We start from the raw sequence: 25,889 nt of genomic DNA, 5'->3' as shown, positions 1-25,889 counted from the left end.
CTCGATGAGCGGAATGTCGCCATGATCGAGCCGCCACTGGCGATCCCGGGCTTCAGCAAAACCCTAGCCTGGCATGAGCGCACCCACCGGGATGCGGGGCATCAGTGGCTGCGCTCGGTGGTGCTGGACACCTGCGCAACGCTGGCGTCCAGGGAGTGAGCCGAATCACTCGGCACGTTGCAACACCAAAATGCGCGACAGCAACTCATCACGGTCCATGTAGCACCCGCGCAAGTGGCGCATGCCGCTGGCCTGATCGAAGGCCTGTCGGGCGTGCATGGTGCGGCGGTTGTCGAAGCACCACATTTCTCCGGCGTTCAGGCGTTTGCGCACAATGAACTCGGGCTGGCGGGTCAGTGCGCTGAAGGTACGATAGGCCTGATAGAACGCGGGCATGTCCCGTTCGGCAACGTCGAACGGCGCCCGCAGCCAGTTGGCCAATCGGATTTCACTGACCTCCCCCCGCGCATTCAGGCCGATGATCGGGGCCAGGCTGCGATAGTCGCTTTGCGGCGCCTTGTTGCGGAAGCTCACCGGGATCTGGGTCAGCAGTTCGAAGGCCTCCGGGTGTTCAAGCCGCAACTGGTGGGCAATCGCAAAGCCGTCGACGAAGGTGCTGTCGCCGCCGGTGGCGTCGTTGACCAGGCAATGCAGAAATTGCAGCCCCGGTTGCAGCTCGCGTGTTGGCAGGTCGGTGTGGTGAGGTAATTCCAGCGTGGTGTAGGCGTTGCTGTTCACCGCTTCGACTTTGGTGCGCACCTCGAACACCACGCCAAAGTTGCTCTCGCGAATGAACGAAATGCGCCGCGCCACCTGTTCCATGGTTTCTTCCGTGGTGGGCATGTTGACCATGCGTGTCAGGCCCACGTCGCGGGAGGCCAGCAGCCAGGCGAGCAACGCGCGGTCGTCGCTCATCACGGCCTGATAGTCGAAGGTCGGGATGGGCAGATCATTGCGCCACATCTGCACCGTACGTTCGGCGCTCAAGCGTTCAAGCCGTGTCGCGTGGTCGTAGGCATGGGCGCGCAACCAACCGGCGCCGAAGACACTGCGGTGCCCGTCGGACCAGCCGATGGCCAATTCGCCCTGCCCGTTCAGACCCGCACTTTCGGCATGCAGGTCGACCGGCGTATCGATGATCTCGAACACCTGCTCGCGGGTCACCGGGTGCACGCAGGTTTCACAGGGGCAGTTGTCACGCAGCCACTCGGTATGGAACAGGCTTTTGCGGCCATCGTCCCACTGCACGGCGACGCCACCGGGTCGCAGCAGGCAATGCTCGATGCGCCTGACCGTGGCGAAGCTGCGCCAGTCAGACGAAAACACATCAGCGGTTTGTTTCTGAACGGCACTCATGATCATCTCCAGACAGCTCAGGGTGACAGGAATCAGACAGGCAAAGCGATTGACCGACCAAGGTCCGGTGGTCGTTCACGGGTACGATGACAGGCCAACACAGCACTCACGTTCGCGTGAACCGAGGGCGCGAACGGCGCGGATTTCGGGCCGCTCATGTCGACGTTGAGCCACATTTGCTCAGCCGTTGCCGCGACCTGCTCACGGCCCCGAGGGTGCAGGCTGAAATGCAGGTGCAAGCGTTTGGCGTCAGCACCGATCAACTGCCACCGCACCTCGGCCTCATCGCCGTGTTTCATCTCTTTCAGGTAATTGAGGTGGCATTCGAGGGTGAACATCGAATGCCCGGTGCGCGCGCGGCCTTCGCTGTCCAGCCCCAAATGGTCGAGCAGTGCGTCGCCCGCCAAGCTGAAAATCAGCAGGTAGAACGCATCCCGCAGGTGACCGTTGTAGTCGGTCCACTCTTTCAGAATCGGGCCGGACCACAGCACGTCCGGAACGTCATTCACGGCATGTATGGCACCGTCAGCACCCATGGCTCAGTCCTCGATCCGGTGGCGGGCCTTGACCTGCGCGATGGTCTGCTGAATGGACTGCAGGCAGTCGTCCCGGTAACGCTCCAGCGCTTCGATGCTGCGCCCGGCCAGTTGCGCTTCGGACCCGCTGACGATGTCGTCCAGCAATGTATCCGTCAGTTCCGGCGCCTCAAGGTAGGTCCAGGGCAACTTCAGCGCCGGACCGAACTGGCGCATGAAATGGCGCATGCCCTGCGCACCGCCTGCCAATGAGAACGTCATGAACGATCCCATGAAGGCCCAGCGCAACCCACAGCCGAAGCGCACGGCATCGTCGATTTCCGCAGGCGTTGCGACACCGTCGTTGATCATGTGCAGGGCCTCGCGCCACATCGACTCCATCAGCCGATCGGCAATGAACCCCGGCACCTCATGGCGCACTCGCAGTGGGTGCATGCCCAAATTCCGGTAAACCTCGGTGGCCCGATCAAGGGTTTCAGTGGACGTGCGCACGCCGCCGACGATTTCAACCAACGGCAGCAGATAAACCGGGTTGAACGGATGGGCCACCAGACAGCGCTCAGGCTGCGAGGCGTCAGCGAAGAACTCGGAGGGCAGCAGCCCGGACGTGGACGAGGCGATGAGCGCGTGATCCGGCGCCGCACGGGAAATCGTCGCGTGCAGGTCGATCTTCAGCGCGAGGTTTTCCGGGGCGCTTTCCTGAATCAGATCGGCCTCGGCAACACACGCCTCGATGCTGTCGACGGTCCGAAAATCAGCCAGGGCGGCATCCAGCGAACGGGTCGCATAACCCAGCGTTGGCCAAGCATTGGCCACACGCTGGCGAATCTGCGCATCGGCTTCAGGCGACGGGTCCCATGCGGTCACCCGCAGGCCGTTGGCCAGAAAACGTGCGGCCCAGCCACTGCCGATGACACCCGCGCCGATGATGGCAACGTGTTTAACGGTTGATTGCATGATGTGTCCTGCGCACGGGTTGGAAAGGGTTCAGAGCAGATTCAGGGTTTTGCGCGCTTGCGCCGGGGTTTGTGGAGTCGCGCCCATGCGCAGCATCAGTTCGATGACTCGCTCTACCAGGCTGCCATTGCTGGCGTACACACCTTTGTCGAGCCACAAGTTGTCTTCGAGCCCCACCCGCACATGGCCGCCCAGCAGCATCGATTGCGCGGCCATGGGCATTTGCATGCGACCGATCCCGAACGCCGACCACTGCATGCCCGTGGGCAGGTTGTCGACCATGGCTTTCATGGTCCCGGTGTCGGCAGGCGCGCCCCACGGAATGCCCAGACACAGTTGGAACATCGGATCGACCAGCAATCCTTCGCGCAGCATCTGGCTGGCGAAGCTCAGGTGCCCGGTGTCGAAGATTTCCAGTTCAGCCTTCACACCCAGTTCGGTGATTTTCTTTGCCCCGGCGCGCAGTTGCGGCGGGGTCGCCACATAAATGGTGTCGCCGTCGCCGAAGTTCAGCGTGCCGCAGTCCAGGGTGCAGATGTCCGGCAGCAGCTCCTGCACGTGCACCAGCCGCTCCAGCGGTCCGACCAGATCGGTGCCCGCGCCAAACTGCATCGGTGTTTCGCCCTGGCCGATTTCCAGATCGCCGCCCATGCCGGCGGTGAGGTTGACGATGATGTCCACGCCGCTGCCGCGAATTCGCTCCATCACCTCGCGGTACAACACGGGGTCGCGACTGGGCGTGCCGGTGTCAGGGTCGCGAACGTGGCAATGCACAATGCTGGCGCCCGCGTTGGCCGCCTCGACCGCCGCTTGTGCGATCTGCGCGGGTGTGACGGGAATCGCCGGGTGTTTACCCGTCGTATCGCCCGCACCGGTCAAGGCACAGGTCACGATGACGTTTCTGTTCATGATTTGCCGCGTTCCTTTTCCAATCCCCAATAGACCCGTCCTGGACGCCTGCACCGCGTGACACGGCGTGGCGCTGTGACGGGGCGGCCCACCCGATGAACGCAGGCCGTTGAGGCATACGTTACGGATCGCGAACCGGCGCAAACCGTAACTTCGCGTCGAGGATGGCGACTTTTGCGACATGCTTGCGGGGCTTTGGCCGATGGCTTGCATACCCCGATGCAACCCGTCCATGGAGGTGTCAGGTGTCCAGGTTATTCACGTTCTTGTTGATTCCCGGTTTCTCGATGATGGACTTCGCCGCCGTCGCCGAACCGCTGCGGTCGGCCAACCGCATGGGCGGCGATTTGTACCGCTGGCGCACCATCAGTCAGGACGGGCAGCCCGTCGCGGCCAGCAATGGCATGTCCATCGCAGTCGATGGCGCGCTGCTGGGCCTCGGCCCCGAAGACACGCTGATCATCGTCGCGGCGTATGAACCGATGGCGTCGATTTCTGCGCCGTTGACGCCGTGGCTGCGGCGTCAGGACAAGGCGGGGGTCACGCTGGGTGGAATCGACACAGGTGCCTTTGTGCTGGCCCACGCCGGTTTGATGAAGGGCTATCGCATGACCGTGCATTGGGAGGCCATCGATGCATTTCTCGAAAGCTATCCCGGCTTGCAGGTGAGCCATGAGCTGTACGAGATCGATCAACGCAGACTGACCTCGGCCGGCGGCACGGCCTCGATGGATTTGATGCTGGAATTGATCGCTCAGGCCCACGGCTCGGAGCTGGCGCTCAAGGTTGCGGAGCAGTTCGTGCACGGCCCGATTCGTGCCCGTCAGGTGTTGCAGCGTCTGGAGGCGCCGAAACGCTACAACTTCACCAACCGCAAGATTCACGCGGTCATCGAGCGCATCGAGCAGAATCTGGAAAAGGACATGGACGTCGACGACCTGGCCCGTGGCGTATGCGTGACACGGCGGCATCTGGAGCGGCTGTTTCGCGCGACAGTGCAGGCTTCACCGGCCGAGTTTCGTCAGCGGCTGCGTCTGGACAAGGCGCGGCAACTGTTGCAGCAGAGCGACCTGACCATCCTGCAAATCAGCGTCGCCTGTGGCTACGAATCACCGTCGTATTTCGCCCGTTGCTACAAGGAGCGGTTCAAGTGCACGCCGCGTCAGGACCGGGCCATTCTCACCGGTCGATGCAGCCCTGCTCAGGCGCAGTAATCATCACGCTGGCTGGCCACCAGTGTGAGCGCCGCGTTCCAGCCGGTCTGGATGTAACGCATGCCCTCCTCGTCATCACTGAACTGGCTGGCCGTGAGCCGACACACGGCCTCGCTGGGGAAAATCAGTTTGCTGCCACCGGCCAGCGCCTGAATCTGCGCCTGACAGGCCCGCTCCAGGAAGTGGATTTCGTGAAAGGCCTCAGCGACGTTGCGCCCAGCTGCCAGCAGGCCGTGATTGCGCAAAATCATCGCCCGATGTGGCCCCAGATCCGCCACCAGCCGCTCGCGCTCGGTGAGGCACAGCGCGACGCCCTCGTAAGTGTGATAGGCGAGCTTTTCGTAGAACTTCAGCGCGTGTTGAGAAATGGGCAACAGGCCCTGTTCTTGCGCTGACACGGCAATACCCGCCGCCGTATGGGTGTGAATCACACAATGCACGTCAGGCCTCGCCTTGTGGATGGCCGAATGAATGGTGAACCCGGCGGCGTTGACCTCAGCCTTGTCCGCGTCTTCGCCGACGACGTTGCCCGCGTAATCGATGACGATCAGGTCGCTGGCTTTCATGTGATCGAATAACACCCCATAGCGATTGATCAGAAAGCGATCTTGCGCGCCAGGCAAACGCAAACTGATGTGGGTGTCGATGAGATCGGTCATGCGAAAGTGCGCAATCAGCCGATACAGCGCCGCCAGTTCGCAGCGTGCGTTCCATTCTTCAGTCGTGGTGTTCAGGCGCTCAGCCATGGCGGTTCCTTGAGGTGAAAACAGCACCGCCGAATCGAACGGTTTTTTCGACTCGGCGGTGTGCGTGGGTATAAGAAGGTGTGTTCAGTTGGCGGCGATAGTCGCCGTGTCGCCATTGAAGCGGGTCACCCCGGCCAGCCAGTCGTTGACCAACGCAGGGTTGGCCTTGAGGAAATCCCGCGCCACTTTCATTGGGTCTTCGCGATTGAGGATGCGCTCCATCATCTGCGCTTCCTGTGCACTGTTGAACCTGATGTTGCTCAGCAGACGCGCAGCGTTCGGACATTGTTGCGCGTAATCGCCGCGCACCACCGTCCACACCGTTGCCTTGCCCTCATCCGCCCCCATCAGCCCATCGCTGCCGGTGAGGTACGTGAGGTTGAAGTGGATGTTCATCGGGTGCGGTTTCCAGCCGACCAGAACGATGGCCTCCTTGCGGTTTTCTGCCCGGGCCACGGCTGACAGCATCCCGGCTTCGCTGGATTCCACCAGTTTGAAGCCCTCCAGATCGAAGCGCTTGGCGTCAATCGCGGCCTGCAACCGACGGTTGATGTCGGTGCCCGGATCAATGCCGTAGATCTTGCCGCCCAGCTCCTTCTTGAACTTGTGGATGTCCTGAAAGGTGCGCAGCCCCTTCTCGGCCAGCCAGGTGGGCACCGCGAGGGTCATCTGACCGTCGGCCAGGCTTGGCTCATCGAGCACTTTGACCTGGGCCTTGCTGCGAAACGGCTCGACAATCGAATCCGCCGACGGGCTCCAGTAGCCTAGAAAGGCGTCCAGCCGGTTATCGCGCATCGCGCCGAAGATGATCGGCTGAGACGCCGTGCTGTCAGAGGTTTTGTAGCCCAGATCCTCGAACAAGGTGCGCGCCACGGCGGTGGTGGCGGCCAGATCGGTCCAGGCCATCATGCCGAAACGCACGGTTTCACACGACGCTGCCTCGGCTGCCGAAGCGCCGTTGCAGGCCACGGCCAGCCCAAGGCCGACCAACAAAAACTTGAGTGAGCGGTTGCCACGTTTCATCAGGTGTTTCTCCGACCAAGGCTAAACGGAGACAGTGAGAAAGAACCACGCCATTCTGGTCAGGCAACGGGCTGCCTGCATCGCTCTGTTGGCGACCGGCTTACGTTACGAAGCGAGCGTCGGTAAAAACCCTAAAAGCGCGGCTTAAACAGGGAGTTTTGCGACATGGCGGGTTCGGGTGTGTCTCGCGCAAATCAGCCGAGGCCGGAGACGGCCATCAACTGGCGGCAGGCAACGACACCAGTTCCAGTTGCGAACCCCACGGTGTCAGCACGTAGAACCAGCGAATGCCGTCCGGGTTGGTGATCGGCTCGTTCAGCACTTTCAGGCCCCGCGCCTTGACCACCGCCAGGCTGTGGTCGATGTCCGGGGTGCGCAGCGCGATGTGGGTTGCACCGATGTCGTCTTCATGGGGTTGCTGGTGATTGATCTGCGCGCCCTGGTACTGGAACAACTCGATTTTCGAGCCACCGCTCAGTTGCAGCATGGCGAAGCGTTGCAACTCGCTGGATTCGCGCCAGTTGAAGCTGGCTTTCCATTCGGCGGGAATGGGGCCTGGGCGAGTGTCACTGAGGACTTTGACGCCCACCAGTTCGTTGAAAAATGCAGTGGCGGCGTCGATGTCCGGCACGTTGATGCCGACGTGATCAATGACAGCGGCTTGCAATGCCGGGGCCTGGGCCTTCGGAGCCGAAGTTGCGGCCTGGGCGCCGACGCTGAAAGCAAGGCTCAAAGCCAATGCGGTGAGTGCGAATGTTTTCATGGGGCTTCTCCTGAAGGTTGCTGCAGAAGTGCTGCAAGTGGGGAGAAGCTTATCGACGGCTCGACACTTCCAAAATAGAATCATCTGCAAACCATCGTTGCAGAAATGAAATGAGCAAACTTCCCGATTTTGAAGGTCTGGCCATGTTCGCCAAAGTGGCTGAAGAAGGTTCGTTCGCCGCCGCTGCGCGCATCATGGGGGTTTCGGTTCCCACGGTGTCCCGCGCCGTTGCGCGATTGGAAGAACGTCTGGGCGGGCGCCTGTTCAACCGCACGTCGCGGCAACTGGCCCTGACCGAGTTCGGTTCGAGCATGGCGGCCAAGGCCGGTGATATCTATCGCCAGGCCGAAGAGGTGGAAAGCGAAGCTCAAGACTTGTCCGTACAGCCACGGGGTCAGGTGCGCCTGGCCGTACCAATGTCGTTCGGCCTGCGCTGGGTCGCGCCGTTATTGCCCAAACTGTTGCGCCAATACCCCGAGCTCTCGGTGGATTTGCATTTGTCCGACGCCTCGGTGGACCTGATCGCCGACGGCTTCGACGCAGCGCTGCGCATCGCCGTGATGCCCGACTCCTCGCTGGTCGCTCGCCGCTTGTGCGCCGTCACTCAATTCGCGGTGGCCTCGCCCGCCTACCTCGCCGAACACGGGCGCCCCACTCACCCGCGCGAACTGGCCAGCCGCCCCTGCCTCAGTTACGCCTACCGCGCCCGCAGCCAGGTCTGGCGTTTCACCCATACCGACGGCACAGAAGAAGACGTGGTGCCGAACGGGCCACTGCGCGTGACCAACTCCGATGCCCTGATTCCGGTGTTGCTGGAAGGCCTGGCCATTGCCGAATTGCCGGAGTTCATCGCCAGCGAATACCTGGCCGATGGCCGACTCGAAGCGCTGCTGCCCGACTGGAGCATGACCCGGGGTGGCCTGTATTTCGTGACGCCTTCGGCTCGCAGCCGACCCGCGAAAATCCGGGCACTGTCGGATTTCTTTGCGCAGCACCTGGCCGACCCTGAATGGCGCTGGCCCCGCCCGTGATGCTCATCAACGACAAGCTGATCAGATTTTCAAAAAAGAAACGATGACTTTCACATCCTTCTATTTTTGAAGTCATGGGAGCTCCTTAACCTGTGTCTCAACCGCCGCACTCAACCACGGCGGATCCCACACTCGTTCAAGGAGCTTCACCATGAAAAACGCCGTCCAACTGCTGCAAATGTACCTGGAATCCATTCAGGACCCACGCAAGGCTGCCAGCCTGTTCGCCGAAGACGGCGTGCTTGAGTTGCCCTACCTACAAACCCTGGGCATCCCTCACAGCGTGCAAGGCCCTGCCGCCATCGAAGCCTTCATCGGCTCGCTGTTGAAGAAAGTGCCCACCTTCAGTTTCCAGCGCGTGCGTTTCCTGATCGAAACGCCAGACCAGGTGTTCGCTGAATACGACGTCGAAGAACCCGTGCCTGCCACGGGGCGTATCTACAAACAGTCCTACGCCGGGCGGTTGGTGGCCCGGGACGGCAAAATCCAGTTGCTGCGTGAGGCGATGGACACGGTGGCGGCGCAACGGGCGTTTGCGCCGGTCGAGACTGATCAGGACTGACTGTGCCCCCCCCTCGCTTGCTGCCGTCAGCGACGGAAAGCGGGGATCGCCAGGCCCAGGCTTTCTCGCAGCGTCGTACCTTCATACGCCGTACGGTACACGCCGCGTTCCTGTAACTGCGGGATCACTTCCTGGGTGAAGCGGCTGAACTGTTCCGGATGGCCGATGTAAATGTTGAAGCCGTCCAGCGCCCGGGCTTCGAACCACTCAGACATCTTGCGCGCCACGGTGTCGGCGGATCCTGTAAAGGCGCCGGGGCGCAATTGCCGTCCGAATTCCACCGCCTGGCGCAGGGTGAACCCCTTCTCTCGCGCCTGATCGGCAATGCGTTTGGCATTGGTAAAGAAACTGCTGCGTGCGGCTTCCAGACTCTCCTGCGGGAATGGCGCGTCAAGGTCATACTGACTGAAGTCGTGCCAGCCGAAATTGCGTCCGAACTCCTTGAGCGCCAGCTCAAAGCTGTGATCGAGCTGATGGTAGTGGCGCTCGATTTCACGGGCATGCTCGTCCGTGTCGCCCACGTAAATCTCGGCGCCCGGTAGCACCAACAGTTGCTCCGGATCACGGCCCAGGCGTTGCGCCCGGCCCTTGACGTCCCGATAGAAAGTCTGGCCCTGCTCAAGGCTGGGCGCCTGGGTGAAGATGACGTCCGCGGTAGCGGCACCCAATTCACGGCCCTGCTCCGAGTCCCCCGCTTGAAAGATCACCGGCTGACCTTGCGCAGAGCGCTGAATGTTCAAAGGCCCGGCCACCGAAAAGTGCTCACCCTTGTGATTCAGGGCGTGCAGCTTGTCCGGGTTCAGGAACTGGCCGGTGGCGCGGTCGCGCACGAATGCGTCGTCCTCGTAGGAATGCCACAACCCCTGCACCACCTTGACGTGTTCGGCAGCGCGTCCATAGCGAGTGTCGTAATCGTAATGTTCATCGCGGCTGTAGTTCCCTGCCGTACCGGCGTCGCCGCTGGTCACAACGTTCCACCCGGCCCGGCCTTTGCTGATCAAATCCAGCGACGCCAGACGCCGGGCCACGTTATAGGGCGAGTTGTAGGAGGTCGTCAGCGTGCCGACCAGCCCCAGACGCTTCGTGCTCATCGCCAACGCCGACAGCAGTGTCAGCGGCTCCAGCCGGTTCAGGTAATGGGGCGGCGAGCCGGGGGTGATGAACTGGCTGTCGACAATGAACATCAGGTCAAACAGCGCCGCTTCTGCCTGCCGGGCAATATCGACGTACCAGTCGATATTCACGCTGGCGTCGGCGGGCAGTGCAGGGTCGCGCCACAGGTTATGCCGTCCCGGCCCGCCACAGCCCATGGTCAGCGCACCAAGTTTGATCTGTCGCTTGCTCATCTCGTCAGTTCCTTACTGTGCTTGCGCGGTGGCGGGCTGAAGCGTGCTGGAGAAGGAAGTGTCGAACAGGCTTTGTGCCGGGTAGGACTTGATCAGCCCTATTCCTGCAAAAAAATCGACGGTTTTCTGCGCGTCGGCGACCACTTGAGGGTTCAGTGCCTCGACGTTGGTTCTGGCCCGGGCGAACCAGATGCGGGCGATCTCACTGTCGGCACGGGTACGTTTGGCCCAGGCATCGGCGTAGGTCGCCGTGTTGGCAGGATCCTTCAAGGTCCATTCACGGGCTTTTTTCAGACGGTTGAGGAAGTCTTCGATGACCGCGCGTTTGCTGTCAATGACATGGGCATTGGCGACCACATAGCTTTGTGCCGGAATCAACCCTTCGGCCGTTGCCAGAACTCGCGCGCCCTGACGCTCCTGTTGGGTGACGTAGGGTTCCCACGTGGCGATCACGTCCACCGCGCCGCCGTCCAGTGCGTGAGAGGCGTCCAGCGCGCTCAGGTAACGCAGGTCCAGCGAATCTCGCGGCACGCCCGCCTTGTCCAGCGCACTGAACAGCAGTTGCTGGCTCCACGAACCTTTCCAGATCGCCGCACGCTTGCCGCGCAGATCCGCCAGGCTGTGAATGTCGGAATCCTTGCGCACCAGAATCGCCACGCCGCCGAGGTTCTGGCGGGTGATCGCGATGACTTTGATCGGTGCGCCCAAGGCGCCGAGAAACAGCGGGGGCGCGTCGCCCAGCAGGCCCAGATCCAGACTGCCGACGTTCAAGGCTTCTGCTACCGGCGAGCCGGCCGTGAATTGTTTCCATTCCAGGGTATAGGGCAGATCGTTCAACACCCCTGCCGCTTCCATCACGGACTGAGCGTTGTAGCTCTGGTCACCCACCACCAGGGTCTGGGCGTGGGCAGTGAACGCGACAAGCGAAATCGCGGCAGTGGCGAGTAGATTCTTGAGATGACGCACGTGGGCTCCAAATGCCGGAATCGGCAAGCAGGGCCGATCCGCACGTGCGGTCTCGACAGGTTCAGGCAGAAACGCCCGGATGGCTAATAGCTGCCGGATCTAAATATCCAGTCGTTTATAAGCTAATGCCTCGATCGTCGATTGTTAAATTCCATTTTTGCATAACCTAATGAACCAACATGCAGCCGATGCATTTCTTCACCCTGCGTCGCGAGGCTTTCCATGAACCGTAACCTGAACCCGCTGGCCGCGACTCAGGTCCGTTTAGGCTCGCTTCTGGTCAGAACGTTACAATCGCTCGAACGCTGAACCACATTACGACCGCCCGCGCCTTCGCGGCTGAAAAAACCGAAAAACGGGCCATAAAAAATGCACCATAGACGTGCGCAAATCCGATAAACGCCCTTTAACCATGCAGTCATGGTGGACTATGTACTTGCAGCATGGGTCATGCCAAAACGACATAACTTCGGAATATTCCGCATGTTAGTCTCGCGGCTCAAATGAAAGGCGTAGATCGTCAGTCTCGATGACGACCCATATCAGGAAACACCATGTCCAGAATGTCCCACACCGCTCTGCGCCGTAATTTTCGCGAATTGCTCGCGTCCAACGCGTGCTTCGAAACAGCCTCCGTCTTCGACCCGATGTCCGCCCGTATCGCGGCAGACCTGGGTTTTGAAGTCGGCATCCTCGGCGGCTCCGTCGCGTCGCTGCAAGTGCTGGCAGCGCCGGACTTTGCGCTGATCACCCTCAGCGAATTCGTCGAACAGGCTACCCGCATCGGCCGCGTGGCCCAGTTGCCATTCATTGCCGACGCCGACCATGGCTATGGCAACGCCCTCAACGTCATGCGCACCGTGGAAGAACTGGAACGCGCAGGCGTCGCTGCACTGACCATCGAAGACACCCTGCTGCCTGCCCAGTTCGGACGCAAATCCACCGACCTGATCTCCATCGAAGAAGGTATCGGTAAGGTCAAGGCCGCCCTGGAAGCCCGTGTCGACCCTGAGCTGTCGATCATCGCCCGCACCAACGCCGGGGTGTTACCGGTCAAGGACATCATCGAACGCACCCAGGCCTATGAAAAAGCCGGTGCCGACGGCATCTGCATGGTCGGCATCAAGGACTTCGACCACTTGGAGCAGATCTCCGAGAAGCTCAGCGTACCGTTGATGCTCGTCACCTACGGCAATCCGAATCTGAGCGACTACGCACGTCTGGCAAAACTGGGCGTACGTGTCGTCGTGGCGGGCCACGGCGCCTACTTCGCGGCGATCAAGGCCACTTACGACAGCCTGCGCGCCCAGCGCAAAGTGACTCACAGCACGGAAAACCTGAGCGCCACAGAACTGACCCACACCTACACGCTACCCGAAAGCTACGTGAACTGGGCCAAAGAGTTCATGGACGTCAAAGAGTGATGTCGCGGGCCTGCGATGCTGAATCGCAGGCATTAAAAAACCCGCCGAAGCGGGTTCTTTTCTATCAAGGCCATTCCAACGTCCTGTCGGTAGCGTTCCGGGCAAATGGCAGATCATCCTTGACCTCTGAAGCGCGTCCTGCGCTTCAGTCGATGGATCCAATTTAGGGTTTTGCCCCGTCGCTGTAAACGGACGGTTTGCTGAACCGCGTGTAAGCCTTTGGCTATACCCGTGTGCGATTCAGCGCTGCTCCCAAGGCAACGTCCCCGCAAGCGCTGACGCCACGTGGTCGATGAAACAGCGCAATTTCGATGGCACGTAACGGGCCGTCGGATAAACGGCATGGATCGCCAGTTCGGTCAGGCAAAAGTCCGGTAATAACGCCACCAGATTTCCTTCCCGCAGCGCCTGCCCGAAGACAAACGTCGGGCCATAAGCAATGCCCAACCCCGCCAGCGTCATCGACAGCAGCATTTGCATGTTATTGGCCTGAGCGCGGATCGGCCCATCGACCCGAAAAGGCCGACCCTCGGTATCCCGAATCGTCCAGCCATCGCCGGAGACCGCTTCGCTGAACGCCAGACGCGGCAAGGCCCGCAGCGCCACCGGTGTGGTCGGCAAGCCATGACGTTCGATGAAGTCGGGGGACGCACACATGACCATTCGACACGCGCACAGTCGCCGGGCGATCAGCGATGAATCTGCCAATTCGCCGATCCGGATGGCGACATCGATTCCGGCCGCGTGCAGGTCGATGAAGCGATCATCAGCAATCAGTTCGACGTTCAGGTCCGGATGATCACGCAACAATCCGGCCATCACATCGCCCATGTATAACGCGCCAAACGTCACCGGCACCGCGACGCGCAGTGTGCCGCGTACGCTGATTCCGGTGTCGCTGGCTTCATGATTGGCTTCATCCCAGGCCTCGATGATGCCTTTGCATCGGGCGTAATACGCCCGACCTGCGTCGGTGGCGCTGAGTTTGCGCGTGCTGCGTTGCAACAAGCGCACGCCCAGTTGGGCCTCCAGCGCGCTGACGTGTTTGCCCGCCATTGACGGCGACAACCCGAAACATCGCCCTGCCGCGACAAGGCTGCCCTTTTCGAGGGCGGTGACGAAAACGCTAATACTGGTCAGACGGTCCATGGCCCATCCATTCGATAATCTGGTGATCGATTCATGATAAGAATCGGCAGATTATCCTCCACAGCGCTGCAATTTAAAGTGTTCGTCCCCACTCAACTGACGAGCATCAACCATGAACGTGGTTTCAAATGGCGTACACCTGCATGTCGAAGATCAGGGCGAAGGCGTACCGACGCTGATTTTCCTGCATTACTGGGGCGGCTCTGCACGCACTTGGGACGCTGTCGTCGCGGCCCTGCCCGCGCGTTATCGCACGGTGAGGCCCGACCTGCGTGGCTGGGGCCAGTCACAACGGTTCGAAACGCCCGCAACGCCCATCGCGTTCAGTCTCGACGCCTTTGCCGATGACGTGCTCAACGTCGTGCAGGCGCTGAGACTGGACCATTACGTACTGGTCGGCCACTCGATGGGCGGCAAGATCGCGCAACGGATCGCCTCGCGCCGACCGGTCGGCTTGAGCGGCATGGTGCTGGTGGCTCCGGCGCCTCCCACTCCGTTGAACATGCCGGAAGACGCCCTCGCGGCCATGGCCAGGGCCTATGACTCGGTGGCCTCCGTTGAGCTGGCCATTGACCACATGCTGACCGCCCGCCCCTTGAGTCCGGCGCAACGCCAGCAAGTGATTGAAGACAGCCTGCAAGGTATGCCCGACGCGAAGCGGGCATGGCCGCAGTTCACCAGCCGTGAAGACATCGCCGAGTCGGTGGCGCGCATCGAGGTCCCCGTTGCGGTGATTGCCGGGACGCTGGACAAAGTGGACTCGGTGACCACGCTGCAAACCGAATTGCTGAGCCGCGTTCCTCACGCGGCGTTGCACGAATTGACGGACATCGGCCACCTGTCGCCGCTGGAAGCCCCCTCGGAAGTCGCCGCGATCATCGATCAGTTCATTCGCCAGCATCGCCTCGCCGGTTGATGCCAACAACGCTGCCGATGCCTTGCGCTAAAAAACCGCTTACGATGCACTTCCCATCGTTTCAGATTCAAGGTGCTGGTGTGTCCATGCTCTCGGCATAGCTCAAAGCGTTTTACACGGCGGCGCGTCTCGGCAGCGTGACGCAGGCGGCAAAGAAGCTGGGCCTCAGTCAGCCTACCGTGCTGGCCCAGGCCGACCTGGCCAAGCCACCTGCCGAGTTGCCTGAAGACTCTGAGCAGCACCTGATCAAGAACGACTTCGCCTGGGCGTCGAAGGAACGCGACCGCATGCTCGGCGAATGGCGCAAGCGCCATGACGGCAAGTCGGCGAAACAGTGACGAGCTGCGTATGATAAGCACCCTGCGTCAGCCGACCTTCGGCGGATGCAGGGTTCCTTTTTCAGCACGAGACGCGTATGTCCAGCCAAGACCTCATCTTCACCCCCGATCCTGACCAGGACTCCATTTCCTCCGACGTCGCCAGCTTCAGCGGCATCATGGTCTCGACCCAGATCCCGACCCGCGCCGACGGCAGCCTGGAACTGGGCGACATCACTCTGCAAAGCGAATGCACCCTGCAAGCCCTGAAAGTCGCGCTGGAGCGTGCGGGCAGCTCGATGGATCGGGTCATGCACCTGACCATCTACCTCACCGACATGGCCGACCGTGCTGCGTTCAACGAGGTGTACAAGCGTTTCTTCGCCAAACCGTGGCCAGTGCGCGCGGCGGTGGGCGTTGCCGCATTGGCTGTGGAAGGCATGCGCGTGGAAGTGACCGCGATGGCGGCGAAGGCCTGAAGTTCAGCGCATTACCTTGTAGCAGCATGGCTTGCCGGCGGCAGCGATTTCAAAGACGCCATCGCAGCCAAGCCATGCGGCTACAGGTCGGTTTTCCTCGGTTTTCCACCACCCGGCAGCCGAAAGATGCCGGTCAGGCGTTTCACCGCTACAATGCGCGCCTTGACCGTGAAGATCCGACTAAAAAAACATGTCCCTACCCAAGCATCACCTGGAATTGCTCAGCCCTGCCCGCGATGTGACCATCGCGCGCGAGGCCATTTTGCATGGCGCTGACGCCATCTACATTGGCGGCCCGAGCTTTGGCGCGCGGCACAATGCCTCCAACGAGGTCAGCGACATCGCCGGGCTTGTGGAATTCGCCCATCGCTATCACGCGCGCGTGTTCACCACGATCAACACCATTCTGCACGACAACGAACTGGAACCGGCGCGCAAGCTGATCCACGAATTGTACGACGCCGGCGTCGACGCGCTGATCGTCCAAGACCTGGGCGTGATGGAGCTGGACATTCCGCCCATCGAGCTACACGCCAGCACGCAGACCGATATCCGCACCCTGGAGCGGGCCAAGTTCCTCGATCAGGCCGGATTCTCGCAACTGGTGCTGGCCCGCGAGTTGAACCTGCAGGAAATCCGCGCCATTGCCGATGAAACCGATGCTGCCATCGAGTTCTTCATTCACGGCGCGCTGTGCGTGGCGTTCTCCGGCCAGTGCAACATTTCCCACGCTCAGACCGGCCGCAGTGCCAACCGTGGCGATTGCTCCCAGGCCTGCCGCCTGCCCTACACGTTGAAAGACGATCAGGGCCGCGTTGTTGCCTTCGAAAAACACCTGCTGTCGATGAAGGACAACAACCAGAGCGCCAACATCCGCGCGCTGGTCGAGGCCGGTGTACGCTCGTTCAAGATCGAAGGCCGCTACAAGGACATGGGCTACGTGAAAAACATCACGGCCTACTACCGTCAACGCCTGGACGACGTGCTCGAAGACCGCCCGGACCTGGCCCGCGCCTCCAGCGGCCGTACCGCGCACTTCTTCGTGCCTGACCCGGAAAAGACGTTCCACCGTGGCAGCACCGATTATTTCGTCACCGACCGCAAGATCGACATCGGCGCCTTCGACACCCCAACCTTCACCGGCCTGCCGGTGGGCGTGGTGGAGAAAGTCGGCAAGCGCGACCTGCAGGTCGTGACCCATGACCCGCTCACTAACGGCGACGGCCTGAACGTACTGATCAAGCGCGAAGTGGTGGGTTTCCGCGCCAACATCGCCGAGCCCAAGGGCGAGTTCGACGAAGATGGCGAGAAGCGCTACCGCTACCGCGTCGAGCCTAACGAAATGCCCGCCGACCTGTACAAGGCGCGCCCGAATCATCCGTTGAACCGCAACCTCGATCACAACTGGCAGCAGGCGCTGCTGAAGACCTCGGCCGAGCGCCGCATCGGCCTGACATGGCAGGTGCAATTGCGCGAAGAGCGTCTTGAACTGACCGCCGTCAGTGAAGAAGGCGTGCGCGCCAGCGTGTCGCTGGATGGCCCGTTCGGCGCCGCCAACAAGCCGGAACAGGCACTGGAACAACTGCGCGACTTGCTGTGCCAGCTCGGCACCACCCAGTATCACGCCCTGGACGTGAAGCTGGACGCGCCGCAAGCGTTCTTCATCCCGAACTCGCAGCTCAAGGCCCTGCGCCGCGAGGTCATCGAGGCACTGACCGAGGCCCGGGTCGCCGCTCACCCTCGCGGTGGCCGTAAAGCCGAGACCAGTCCGCCTCCGGTATACCCGGAAGCGCATTTGTCGTTCCTGGCCAACGTCTACAACCAGAAGGCCCGCGATTTCTACCACCGCCACGGCGTCAAACTGATCGACGCCGCTTACGAAGCCCACGAAGAACCAGGCGAAGTGCCGGTGATGATCACCAAACACTGCCTGCGTTTCTCCTTCAACCTGTGCCCGAAACAGGCCAAAGGGGTGACCGGCGTGCGCACCAAGGTGGCGCCAATGCAATTGATTCATGGCGATGAGGTGCTGACCCTGAAATTCGACTGCAAGCCTTGCGAGATGCACATCATCGGCAAGATGAAAGGCCACATCCTCAACCTGCCGCAACCGGGCAGCGCGCCAGTGGTGGGGCACATCAGCCCTGCCGACCTGCTGAAGACCATCCCTCGGGCACCGCACTGAGTGATGATCGGGCGTGCCGCAATGGCGCGCCTGATGCTTCTGTCATCCCTCTCCAGCCCTCAAGAACGACGGCCGTCGGCCTGATTGCGACGTTGCCCCATGCGGCATTGGCCTCACGCTGAAACGGCACGCTATAACAGGCGCCCCAACACCCGTGGAGCCTTGTGAATGCCTGTCGTATTTCGTCCAGCGACCCGTGCCGATGCGCGTGAGATTGCCCGCCTGTTCCAGATTACGTCCGAAGGGGCGTCGGATTACATCTGGAGCCAGTTGGCGGAGCCAGGCGAGGATTTACTGGAAGTCGGCACCCGCCGCTATGCCCGCGAAGGCGTGGATTTTTCGTTTCAGAACTGCCTGATCGCTGAAGCACACGGAGAAGTCATCGGCATGATGCACAGCTATGCCATGTACGAAGATCCGAATCCGGCACCCGCGACCGACCCGGTACTGGCGCCGTACGCCGACATGGAAGTCCCCGACACGCTCTATATCTCAAGCCTGGCACTGCATGACGGCTGGCGGAACAAAGGTTTGGGGCTGCGCTTTCTGGAGCAGGCACAGGCGCGGGCCGATGGCATGAAACTCAAAGGCCTGAGCCTGATCGACTACGCGGCCAATACCGGAGCGCGTCGGTTTTACGAGCGCCACGGTTTCTCTGTGATAAAAACCTGCCAGATCACCCCGCACCCGATGATCCGGGTAACGGGCGAGGCTTATCTCATGCAACGGTTGTCCTGAAACACCCTACCGGCGTGCCAGTTCATGGCGGGTACACCCTTCGTAATAAACCTGACGCACACTCTCGGGGCGCATACGCGAAGGGCTGTCGTAGGTTTGTTCGGTAATGCCCAGAGCGCTCATGCGCATCCACTGCTGAGGGAAACGCCGCGCCTGTAACTTGTTGCGAGCGCCATACAGCGTCAGCCCGGCGAGTTTGTACTGTTGCGCGGTGGCGGCAATCCCCGCGCCCCAGGTACACAGATCCCGTTCGTTCTTGCTCAAATCCCTCGCCCAAACGCCATTCGAAGCGCCCGCTAACACAACCAACACCAGACAGCGCGTGATAATTCGCATGCAGTTCCGTGCCTAACTTCCTGATAAGGCGAGGATTCTGCCGAGGTTTTTTCAGAGCAGGGGCCAGCAAATGGCCTGCTTTGCCGGGCAGCCGACCAGTGACACGTTTCATCGCGCCGAATGACTTCACCCCGTCACAAATGAATCACCAAAGCCCCCGCCGCCTGCTACCGTGTAAGGGAGCGAGGTGAACCTTATCGGCTGACAACCGGTCGATAGTTGCACCCGTGGTCAGGTCGAGCGTATCCGTCTGGTGCGTCGATCTGGCTGGCTTCATTTCCAGAAGGACCATCCATGATCCCGATTCAACGTATTGCCTGGCTCAAAGCATGGGGTGCCCATGGTTTCACGGCCACTGGCGTCGTGCTCGCTTTCCTGGCGACCATTGCCCTGTTCGACAACCAGCCCAAGGCCTGCCTGCTGTGGCTGGGCATCGCCCTGATCGTCGACGGTCTGGACGGCTCACTGGCGCGCAAGGTCAACGTGCAGTCGGTGCTGCCGCATTTCGACGGCTCGGTGCTGGATCTGGTGATCGACTACCTGACGTACGTCTTCATTCCTGCACTCTTTATCTACCGCTACATCCCGCTGCCGGATTACACCCTGCTGCTGACCATCTCGATCATTCTGGTGTCGTCCCTGTTCTGCTTTTGCAACACCGAAATGAAAAGTAAGGACAACTACTTTCAGGGCTTTCCCGCCGCCTGGAACGTGGTGGCGCTGTGCGTGTACATCCTGTCACCCGCGCCATGGCTGACGTTCATCACCGTGATCTGCCTGGCCTTGCTGACCGTCACCCGGATGAAATTTCTCCATCCGTTCCGGGTACGACGCTTCATGCCAATCAATATCGCCGTGACCAGCGTGTGGTTTCTGTGCAGCTTTCTGCTGGTGATCAACCATCCGTACAACGGCTCATGGGTGTTGAGCGTGTGGTTGTTGATGTCGGCGTATTTCCTGGGGATTTGCGTCTGGCGCACGTCGATGGAGTGGATCGACAAGGCGCGGTATTGAGCGTTACCACCAGTAAGCGCAGGAGCGTGGTGAAGGGAGCGCAGCGTCTGACACTGCTCGATTAGCCAGACCGTGCACCACACCCCCGCGCCCCCGGGACAGCGCAGATTGATTCGAACCGCCCTTTAGAAATCTCGCTTGTAGAAAATGTCCAGGGAACTGGCCACACCGCTTGCGGCTTCCACGTACACTTTTTTGCTTAACAGGTAACGCAGCGCGATGGTATTGGCCGGTTCGAACACACCCACGCCGTAACGCAGGCTGAGCCTGTCAGTGATCTTGCCACTGGCAACCACCGAGGTCTTGTCACCGCTGCCCGAGGTGTCCAGGTCGAAGTCCTTGATCCCGAGCCCCGATGCCAGCTTGCCTGCTGTCGACGAACTCCCCGCCAATCCCAGCGCCAGCGCGGCCTGGGCCATCATGTTGTTGTCTTCACCGTTGGTGCTCAACGGTCGTCCCAGCACCAGATAGGACAACGCCTGCTCCTGACTCATCGCCGGTTCCGAAAACACCGTCGTGGTCGGCTGCTCGGCGCTGCCCGTCAAGCGAATTCCGGCGATCACGTCATCGGTCTGGCGTATAGCCTCGATGTCCAAATACGGCTGATCCACCGGCCCGGCAAACAACAGCCGCGCCTTGCGAATGGTCAGACGCTGACCATAGGCGCGATAACGACCGTCATTCAGACTCAGTTCGCCACGGGTGTCGAGGTTGTCGCCGATGTGTACACGACCGGCCAGGTTGGCGGTCAAGCCAAAGCCGCTGAAACTCAGTTTGTCCTGACCCACTACGACGTTGACGTCCATGGCGATGGCCATCGACGGTTTGCCCTGCTCGGTCTGCGCGCCGACGATCACTGTGTCATCGGACACTTTCACCGTGGACGGCGGCAACTGCCGAACCGTGATTTCACCTTTGGGGATCAGCACGTTGCCGGAAACCGCCAACCGGTCACCCTGCAACGTGATGTTCAGGTCCGGCGCAGCTTCCAGCTTGGCATAGGGTTCCACCGTAATCGGCAACTGCGAGCCCTTCAGGCTGACGTCGACATCCAGCGCTTCAGCCCAGCCGATGTGCCCACCGATACTGCCCTGCCCGCTCGGCCCGCTGGTCCAGTGGCCCTTGAGTTGAACGTTTTCACCGGCAATCAGCGCCTGCACATTGAGTTTTTCCAGGCTGACCGGCAATTCAGGCCCTGACACCTCACCGTCGCTAAGGACCACGTCGCCGTTGACCTGCGGCGCCAACAACGTGCCGGAAATGCGGCCGTTGCCGTTGAGCTTGCCATTGAGTTTTTCGATCATTGGCACGAACGGCCGCGCCACCGAAATATCCAGGCCGCTCAGGTTGAAATCGCCATTCACCGGCTTGTTTTTTGCCAGTGGGTCAATGCTCAAACGAGCCAATAACTCACCCAGTTGGCCACCGCGAAAATCCAGTGTGGTGTCGACCTTCTTGGGCGTCAGATTGCTGGTCAGTTTCAAGGCCTGATAGGGAAAATCCAGCCATTGGTTCTTGTCCTTGACGCGCAATGTACCACCGCTGGCGTCGATCACGATCTGACCATTGGGGCCTGCCGCCGGGACGTCCAGCTGGACATCGGCATTGAGTGCGCCTTTCCAGGCGAAATCCTTGGGCATCCACTGCGCCAGGCTTTCCAGCGGAAACTGTTTGAGGTGGTAACGCAGACGCGGATCCGGCATCAGACGCTGGTCCTCGCCGCACAGACTGGCAGGGCCTGACATCCAGCAATGGGCGCCAAAGTTGACTTTACCGTCCGCCAGCCGTTCCAGTTTCGCCGGTTGCTGCAGCTTCCAGTCCTTCCCGCCCGTCTGGATATCGCCGCTGGCCAGCCGTCCGCGCCAGTTGCCTTTGTCGAGGCTGCCATCAAGGGCGAGCGCCAGCTTGAGCAGCGGCCCTTGCAGATCGAGTTTCATCTGTTGCTTTTTGATGTCGCCTTGCCCTGTCACCACCAGTGTGCCTAGGGCTGTGTCTGCGCTCTGAATGCCCGATATCTTCAGATCGATATCGGCCCGTTGGGCGCTGTCCAGCTTGGCCGCTAGCGTCAGGCTTTGCAGCTTGTTGGTCTCATACGCCAATTGGTTGCCTTGCAGAGCCAGTTGCCCTTGAGGCGCCTGTAACGTGCCCGCCAGATCCAGACGGCCTTTGATCTGCCCTTGCAACCGGGGCCACAACTGCCCCAGACGCGGCAGGTTCATATCAAGTTGCCCGGCCAGTTTCTGTTGCAGGCTACCCGTGCCCTGAATGCGGTTGTCACCCAACCGGATTTCCAGGGCATTGACCGTCCACTTGTCCGCTGCACCCTCCGCTTTGGTCTGCAACACCGCTGGCTGGCCGCGCAGCCGCCCCTTGAGGTCCAGGTCGGCGCTCAGGCTCAGTTGTTCATTCTTGAAGGCACCCTTGCTGCGCAACGGACCGGCCAATGAGCCGGGCAACTCGCCCACCCAGAAAGACGGATCGAGCGCGCTCAGATCCAGCGCGGTGTCCCAGGACACGCCATCGGCGAACCCGACATTCGCGTGCCCGCTGGCCTTGCCCTGCCCGGCCACCAGCTCCAGTTGCGGCAGGAAGATCTGTTGCAGGTCTCCACTGAACGGGCTTTGCAACGTAAAAGGCCCGGCAGGCCCCTTGAAGGCGCCGGTGAAATTGCCGAGGTATTTGCCGTCGGTGTAAGACACTCCACCGGAGAAGGTATGAACACTGACCTCAGGCTCGTCGATCAGCGGGTACAACCGATGCCAGGGGAAGTCCAGCCAGTCGATTTTCGCGTCGGCACGCAGGCCGGTTTGCCAATCGACCTTGCCGCTCGCGCTCAAGCGCTGATTGGCGCTGGCGTCCAGGTTCAAGGTATCGATTTCAGCGCCTTTGGCGTCCACGCGCCCTTGCAATGCCAATTCCACAGGGCCCTGCTCGGCAGGCAGGCTCGCGTTGCCGAGGATGGCATAGCCTTGGGCAAGATCACCTTTGGCGTTCAGATTCAACTGGTTGAGTTGCAGCGTGTCCGGCAGGTCGGCAGCCGGTTTGAAGCCGTCACTGGTGATGACCACGTCAGCCGGTAGATTGGCCGCAAGAGGTTGCAAATGCCCTACCAGTTTCGCGTTGATGTAACCCTGCGTCTGTGCGTTGAGGTTCAGCGTCTTGAGCAGGTCGCCCTCCACGTTCAAGGCCAGGAACAGTGGCTGGCCGCTGATATCGGGCAGTTTCACCTGCCCCTGCGCCGTCAGCGGCCAATTGGCCGTCGGTTTCAGCAGGCCGTTTAGGTCGAGAATGATGTCGTCCCGTTGCGCGTGAAGCGAATCGATCTTCAGGCCCTCGACCGTCCAATGTGCCGACAGGTGTAAATCACGCACTTGCTCGGTGCCGTCCAGTTGCACACTGCCCACCTGAACACGGCCCAGCTCGATGGCGACGGGCAGGTTGAGATCGGGCAAGGCGATCGGGCCGCTGCTCTCGTCTGCACCTGATGGCGCGAAATGCAGGCGAATGTCGCCGGTTTGCAGATCGTCAATGCATACGGTCATGCGCGTAAGGCACGTCGGCGACCAGGCCAGCACGGGCGCATCCACTTCGACCCTGCTCTCACCGTCCTGCCAGACCAGCGAATCGGCCTGCCACATTCCGCCCAGGTGTCCGGTGAAGTTCTGCACGGTCAAGCCCGGCACCCTTGCGAGCGCCCAGCGGCTGCCGGATTCCGTGCCCAGCATCCAGCCCGCTGCCGCACCGATGATCAACATCACCGTCAGCAAAGCCAACAGCGCAAACAGCGCAATACGTTTAACCCGTGCCGTACCCGTCACAGTTCAGGTCCCATCGAGAAGTGCAAACGAATACCACCGTCGTCATCCAGCGCGTGAGCCAGGTCCAGGCGTAAAGGTCCGACTGGCGATACCCAGCGAATGCCGATACCCACACCGGTTTTGAGACTGGGGAAATCCAGCGAATTGAAAGAATTGCCTTCGTCAATGAAGGCCGCCACGCGCCATTTTTCGGCGATGGAGTATTGATATTCCGCACTGCCAGCGACCATGTAACGCCCACCGATCTTGTCGCCATCGGAGTTTTCCGGAGACAACGACTGGTAGTCATAACCGCGCACGCTCTGATCACCACCGGCAAAAAAACGCAACGAGGGCGGAATGGATTTGTAACCATTGGTGGCCGTACCGCCCACTTGTACCCGCCCCAGCAAACGATGGTTTTGCGCGATCGTCGTCAGTCCTTTGAGAGTGGCCAGGCCATGCACGACGTTGGCGTCAGAACCCAGCCCCTCCTTCGCCACTTCGGTTTCAAATTGCAGACGATAGCCATTGTGAGGGTCGATCCGGTTGTCGCTGCGCAGGTACGAATAGCTGATCCCCGGCATCAGCAACGTGCTCAATCCCGAGTCGTTACCCAGGCGATATTCTTCGCGCTGCCACTTCAGGGAAATCACCCGTTCCCAGCCGCTGGGCAACTTGCTGTGCCATTCAGGACCGACGGTGAGCAATTTACTCAGGCTGTCGGTGTCAGCGATCTCTTCGTATTGGTAGCCGCCCGCGAAGCGCAGCTTGTCGGTCAGCGGAGGATCGAGCGGGATGTCATAGAACAGTCCGACGTTCTGCCGAGGTGCGGACAGCTCCGACTCAATGCCGTAACTGTGGCCTTGCGGGTTGACCCAATGGCGGGTCCAGTTGGCCTTGATCCTCGGCCCCACATCGGTTGAATAGCCGACCCCAAGCCCCATGGTGCGGGGCTTACGGGTTTGCAGTTGAACGTCAACCGGAATCACTTGCCCCTGCGCGGTGGTCGGGGACGCGTCCACACGAACGCCCTCGAAGTAACCACTGGATTGCATGGCCTGATTGAGTTCGGCGATCAATTCGGAATCGTAGGGGGTGTCTGCCTTGAACGGCACCATCCGGTTAAGCAGGTCTTCATCGAACGGCGCATCCCCGCTGAACGTCACCTTGCCCAAGGTAAAGCGCGGGCCACTGTCATACACCAATTCGATGTCCGCCACGCCCGCTCGCGGATCGACGGAAAGGCGCTGCGTCACGAAGCGGCCATTGAAGAAACCGTAGCGAGCGGCCTGGTTCTGGATCAGTTTCTTCGCGTCTTCGTAATAACCGTGATTGAGCACGGCACCTGACTTGAGCGCATCGCTTTTCGGGACTTTGAAAGCCTTGAGCTGACTGGCCGGACCTTCGATACGGACGGTGACATTGCGCAGATGCACCGGCTCGCCAGGCTGTACGCTCAGGATCAGGTGCCAGTCCTTGTCGACCTTTTTGACTTCGCTGTCGATCTGCGCCTGATAGTAGCCCAGGGCTTGAGCGGCCTTTTGTGCCTGCTCGACGGCGCCCACACTGAACCGCTCAAGCGCCTGTTCATCGCGCTCGCCAAGGCTGCCCACGTACCCTTCGATATTGGATTTGAGCTCGGAATTGGAAGGTTTGATCCGCACATCCAGTTGGGCATCGGCGAAGGCTGCGCAACTGGACAACATCAGGAGAAAACCGCTGGTGAATCGACCGGGAAACTTCATAGGCGCGGATGCTAACACGAGCAGCGGGGACGTCTGGAACCCGCGAAGGTTGAGAGGACACCCGCGTTCAAGCCGTGGAACCCAACGACACCTGGGGATTCGGGTGAAAAAAAATGTGTTCGCGGATTGGTCCTACAGCAATTTCGCCAATTTCCTCGTACCCCTGTCGGCGATAGAACTCAAGATAATGGCCATTTCCCGTGTCCAGCACGACCCCTTGTGAATGCTCATCCACCGCACACCAATCATGGAGTGCCTGCAACAATTGCTCACCGTAATGTTGCCCCTGAAATTCCGGATGAATGCCGAACAGGGGCAACACATGCACGGCATCGGAGGGCAAACACCCCAACACCGCCTGGTAATACTCCAGATAC

At 60.8% G+C, this 25,889-nt stretch carries 24 protein-coding genes and 1 pseudogene; 11 read left to right on the top strand and 14 right to left on the bottom strand.

The genetic code is table 11. The features are described 5' to 3' along the window. Window positions 1-21 precede the first annotated feature (21 nt). Complete coding sequence (locus tag ACI5GA_RS00125; protein WP_421421007.1) at window positions 22-159, top strand: hypothetical protein; 138 nt, start codon at window positions 22-24, stop codon at window positions 157-159. Between the two features lie 6 nt (window positions 160-165). Here ACI5GA_RS00125 and ACI5GA_RS00120 read toward each other — a convergent pair whose 3' ends face one another. From ACI5GA_RS00120 to ACI5GA_RS00105, 4 genes are read right to left on the bottom strand one after another with little or no spacing between them, the layout of a single operon-like run. Then, window positions 166-1,356, bottom strand: coding sequence for a gamma-butyrobetaine dioxygenase (locus tag ACI5GA_RS00120; RefSeq protein WP_421421005.1), 1,191 nt, complete (start codon window positions 1,354-1,356; stop codon window positions 166-168). Window positions 1,357-1,388: 32 nt separating this feature from the next. Beyond that, a complete protein-coding gene (locus ACI5GA_RS00115) occupies window positions 1,389-1,892 on the bottom strand; it encodes a thioesterase family protein (RefSeq protein ID WP_421421004.1) in 504 nt (167 codons plus the stop codon). A gap of 3 nt (window positions 1,893-1,895) precedes the next feature. Then, window positions 1,896-2,849, bottom strand: a complete 954-nt coding sequence (locus tag ACI5GA_RS00110) for an L-carnitine dehydrogenase (RefSeq protein WP_404637785.1) — start codon at window positions 2,847-2,849, stop codon at window positions 1,896-1,898. A 30-nt stretch (window positions 2,850-2,879) separates the two neighbouring features. Beyond that, entirely contained in the window at window positions 2,880-3,758 is an 879-nt protein-coding gene (locus tag ACI5GA_RS00105; protein WP_421421001.1) for a 3-keto-5-aminohexanoate cleavage protein, read from the bottom strand. Between the two features lie 245 nt (window positions 3,759-4,003). Between ACI5GA_RS00105 and ACI5GA_RS00100 the strand changes: the two genes are divergently transcribed. Next, complete coding sequence (locus tag ACI5GA_RS00100) at window positions 4,004-4,972, top strand: GlxA family transcriptional regulator (protein WP_421421000.1); 969 nt, start codon at window positions 4,004-4,006, stop codon at window positions 4,970-4,972. On the opposite strand, the gene ACI5GA_RS00095 is transcribed toward ACI5GA_RS00100, so the two are convergent. From ACI5GA_RS00095 to ACI5GA_RS00085, 3 genes are all read right to left on the bottom strand, one after another. Further along, window positions 4,960-5,718 carry a class II aldolase/adducin family protein gene (locus tag ACI5GA_RS00095; protein ID WP_404637779.1) on the bottom strand — a complete coding sequence of 253 codons (759 nt, stop codon included), beginning with the start codon at window positions 5,716-5,718 and terminating at the stop codon, window positions 4,960-4,962. The two genes, ACI5GA_RS00100 and ACI5GA_RS00095, sit on opposite strands and share 13 nt — an antisense overlap. A gap of 84 nt (window positions 5,719-5,802) precedes the next feature. Further along, window positions 5,803-6,741: a glycine betaine ABC transporter substrate-binding protein gene (locus ACI5GA_RS00090; RefSeq protein WP_404637777.1), complete on the bottom strand. Its 939-nt coding sequence runs from the start codon at window positions 6,739-6,741 to the stop codon at window positions 5,803-5,805. Between the two features lie 217 nt (window positions 6,742-6,958). Then, window positions 6,959-7,504 (bottom strand): VOC family protein, encoded by a 546-nt coding sequence (locus ACI5GA_RS00085; protein WP_421420997.1) that lies wholly within the window; start codon window positions 7,502-7,504, stop codon window positions 6,959-6,961. Window positions 7,505-7,614: 110 nt separating this feature from the next. Here ACI5GA_RS00085 and ACI5GA_RS00080 point away from each other — a divergent pair, with 110 nt between their 5' ends. Together ACI5GA_RS00080 and ACI5GA_RS00075 are read left to right on the top strand one after the other, a co-directional pair. Next, a complete protein-coding gene (locus tag ACI5GA_RS00080; RefSeq protein ID WP_404637773.1) occupies window positions 7,615-8,535 on the top strand; it encodes a LysR family transcriptional regulator in 921 nt (306 codons plus the stop codon). Window positions 8,536-8,686: 151 nt separating this feature from the next. After that, window positions 8,687-9,097 (top strand): nuclear transport factor 2 family protein, encoded by a 411-nt coding sequence (locus ACI5GA_RS00075; protein ID WP_421420996.1) that lies wholly within the window; start codon window positions 8,687-8,689, stop codon window positions 9,095-9,097. A 26-nt stretch (window positions 9,098-9,123) separates the two neighbouring features. Here ACI5GA_RS00075 and ACI5GA_RS00070 read toward each other — a convergent pair whose 3' ends face one another. Both ACI5GA_RS00070 and ACI5GA_RS00065 read right to left on the bottom strand, forming a co-directional pair. Continuing rightward, window positions 9,124-10,443 (bottom strand): LLM class flavin-dependent oxidoreductase, encoded by a 1,320-nt coding sequence (locus ACI5GA_RS00070; protein ID WP_421420994.1) that lies wholly within the window; start codon window positions 10,441-10,443, stop codon window positions 9,124-9,126. Window positions 10,444-10,455: 12 nt separating this feature from the next. Continuing rightward, a complete protein-coding gene (locus ACI5GA_RS00065; RefSeq protein WP_404637768.1) occupies window positions 10,456-11,409 on the bottom strand; it encodes an ABC transporter substrate-binding protein in 954 nt (317 codons plus the stop codon). A 554-nt stretch (window positions 11,410-11,963) separates the two neighbouring features. Between ACI5GA_RS00065 and ACI5GA_RS00060 the strand changes: the two genes are divergently transcribed. Further along, complete coding sequence (locus ACI5GA_RS00060; RefSeq protein WP_404637766.1) at window positions 11,964-12,833, top strand: isocitrate lyase/PEP mutase family protein; 870 nt, start codon at window positions 11,964-11,966, stop codon at window positions 12,831-12,833. 240 nt (window positions 12,834-13,073) lie between these two features. Here ACI5GA_RS00060 and ACI5GA_RS00055 read toward each other — a convergent pair whose 3' ends face one another. Continuing rightward, the gene (locus ACI5GA_RS00055; protein WP_404637764.1) at window positions 13,074-13,982 is read right to left on the bottom strand and encodes a LysR family transcriptional regulator; all 909 of its coding nucleotides are present in this window, start codon (window positions 13,980-13,982) and stop codon (window positions 13,074-13,076) included. Window positions 13,983-14,094: 112 nt separating this feature from the next. On the opposite strand from ACI5GA_RS00055, the gene ACI5GA_RS00050 reads away from it, so the two are divergent. The 5 genes and pseudogenes from ACI5GA_RS00050 (at window position 14,095) to ACI5GA_RS00030 (ending at window position 18,617) form a co-directional block, all read left to right on the top strand. Continuing rightward, window positions 14,095-14,898 (top strand): alpha/beta fold hydrolase, encoded by an 804-nt coding sequence (locus tag ACI5GA_RS00050; RefSeq protein WP_404637762.1) that lies wholly within the window; start codon window positions 14,095-14,097, stop codon window positions 14,896-14,898. Between the two features lie 113 nt (window positions 14,899-15,011). Beyond that, window positions 15,012-15,236 (top strand): annotated as a pseudogene (locus tag ACI5GA_RS00045) (helix-turn-helix domain-containing protein); the annotation flags it as partial. 77 nt (window positions 15,237-15,313) lie between these two features. Continuing rightward, on the top strand, window positions 15,314-15,694 hold the full coding sequence (locus ACI5GA_RS00040) for a RidA family protein (RefSeq protein WP_404637760.1): 381 nt from the start codon (window positions 15,314-15,316) through the stop codon (window positions 15,692-15,694). 190 nt (window positions 15,695-15,884) lie between these two features. Beyond that, window positions 15,885-17,879, top strand: coding sequence for a peptidase U32 family protein (locus ACI5GA_RS00035; protein ID WP_421420991.1), 1,995 nt, complete (start codon window positions 15,885-15,887; stop codon window positions 17,877-17,879). A gap of 168 nt (window positions 17,880-18,047) precedes the next feature. Beyond that, window positions 18,048-18,617 (top strand): GNAT family N-acetyltransferase, encoded by a 570-nt coding sequence (locus ACI5GA_RS00030; protein ID WP_404637757.1) that lies wholly within the window; start codon window positions 18,048-18,050, stop codon window positions 18,615-18,617. 6 nt (window positions 18,618-18,623) lie between these two features. On the opposite strand, the gene ACI5GA_RS00025 is transcribed toward ACI5GA_RS00030, so the two are convergent. Then, the gene (locus ACI5GA_RS00025; RefSeq protein ID WP_404637756.1) at window positions 18,624-18,953 is read right to left on the bottom strand and encodes a hypothetical protein; all 330 of its coding nucleotides are present in this window, start codon (window positions 18,951-18,953) and stop codon (window positions 18,624-18,626) included. 294 nt (window positions 18,954-19,247) lie between these two features. Between ACI5GA_RS00025 and pcsA the strand changes: the two genes are divergently transcribed. Then, on the top strand, window positions 19,248-19,967 hold the full coding sequence (pcsA, locus tag ACI5GA_RS00020) for a phosphatidylcholine synthase (protein ID WP_404637754.1): 720 nt from the start codon (window positions 19,248-19,250) through the stop codon (window positions 19,965-19,967). 125 nt (window positions 19,968-20,092) lie between these two features. Here pcsA and ACI5GA_RS00015 read toward each other — a convergent pair whose 3' ends face one another. The 3 genes from ACI5GA_RS00015 to ACI5GA_RS00005 form a co-directional block, all read right to left on the bottom strand. Then, window positions 20,093-23,722, bottom strand: a complete 3,630-nt coding sequence (locus tag ACI5GA_RS00015; protein ID WP_421425416.1) for a translocation/assembly module TamB domain-containing protein — start codon at window positions 23,720-23,722, stop codon at window positions 20,093-20,095. Between the two features lie 59 nt (window positions 23,723-23,781). Further along, window positions 23,782-25,512: an autotransporter assembly complex protein TamA gene (locus ACI5GA_RS00010; RefSeq protein WP_421420988.1), complete on the bottom strand. Its 1,731-nt coding sequence runs from the start codon at window positions 25,510-25,512 to the stop codon at window positions 23,782-23,784. 67 nt (window positions 25,513-25,579) lie between these two features. Continuing rightward, on the bottom strand, window positions 25,580-25,889 hold a 310-nt coding region (locus ACI5GA_RS00005; RefSeq protein ID WP_421420987.1), incomplete at its 5' end, for a GNAT family N-acetyltransferase.

This window comes from Pseudomonas sp. Pseu.R1 (assembly GCF_045764065.1).
In the GTDB taxonomy this organism is placed as follows: Bacteria; Pseudomonadota; Gammaproteobacteria; order Pseudomonadales; family Pseudomonadaceae; genus Aquipseudomonas.
This window is presented reverse-complemented; position numbering and strand designations above follow the sequence as displayed.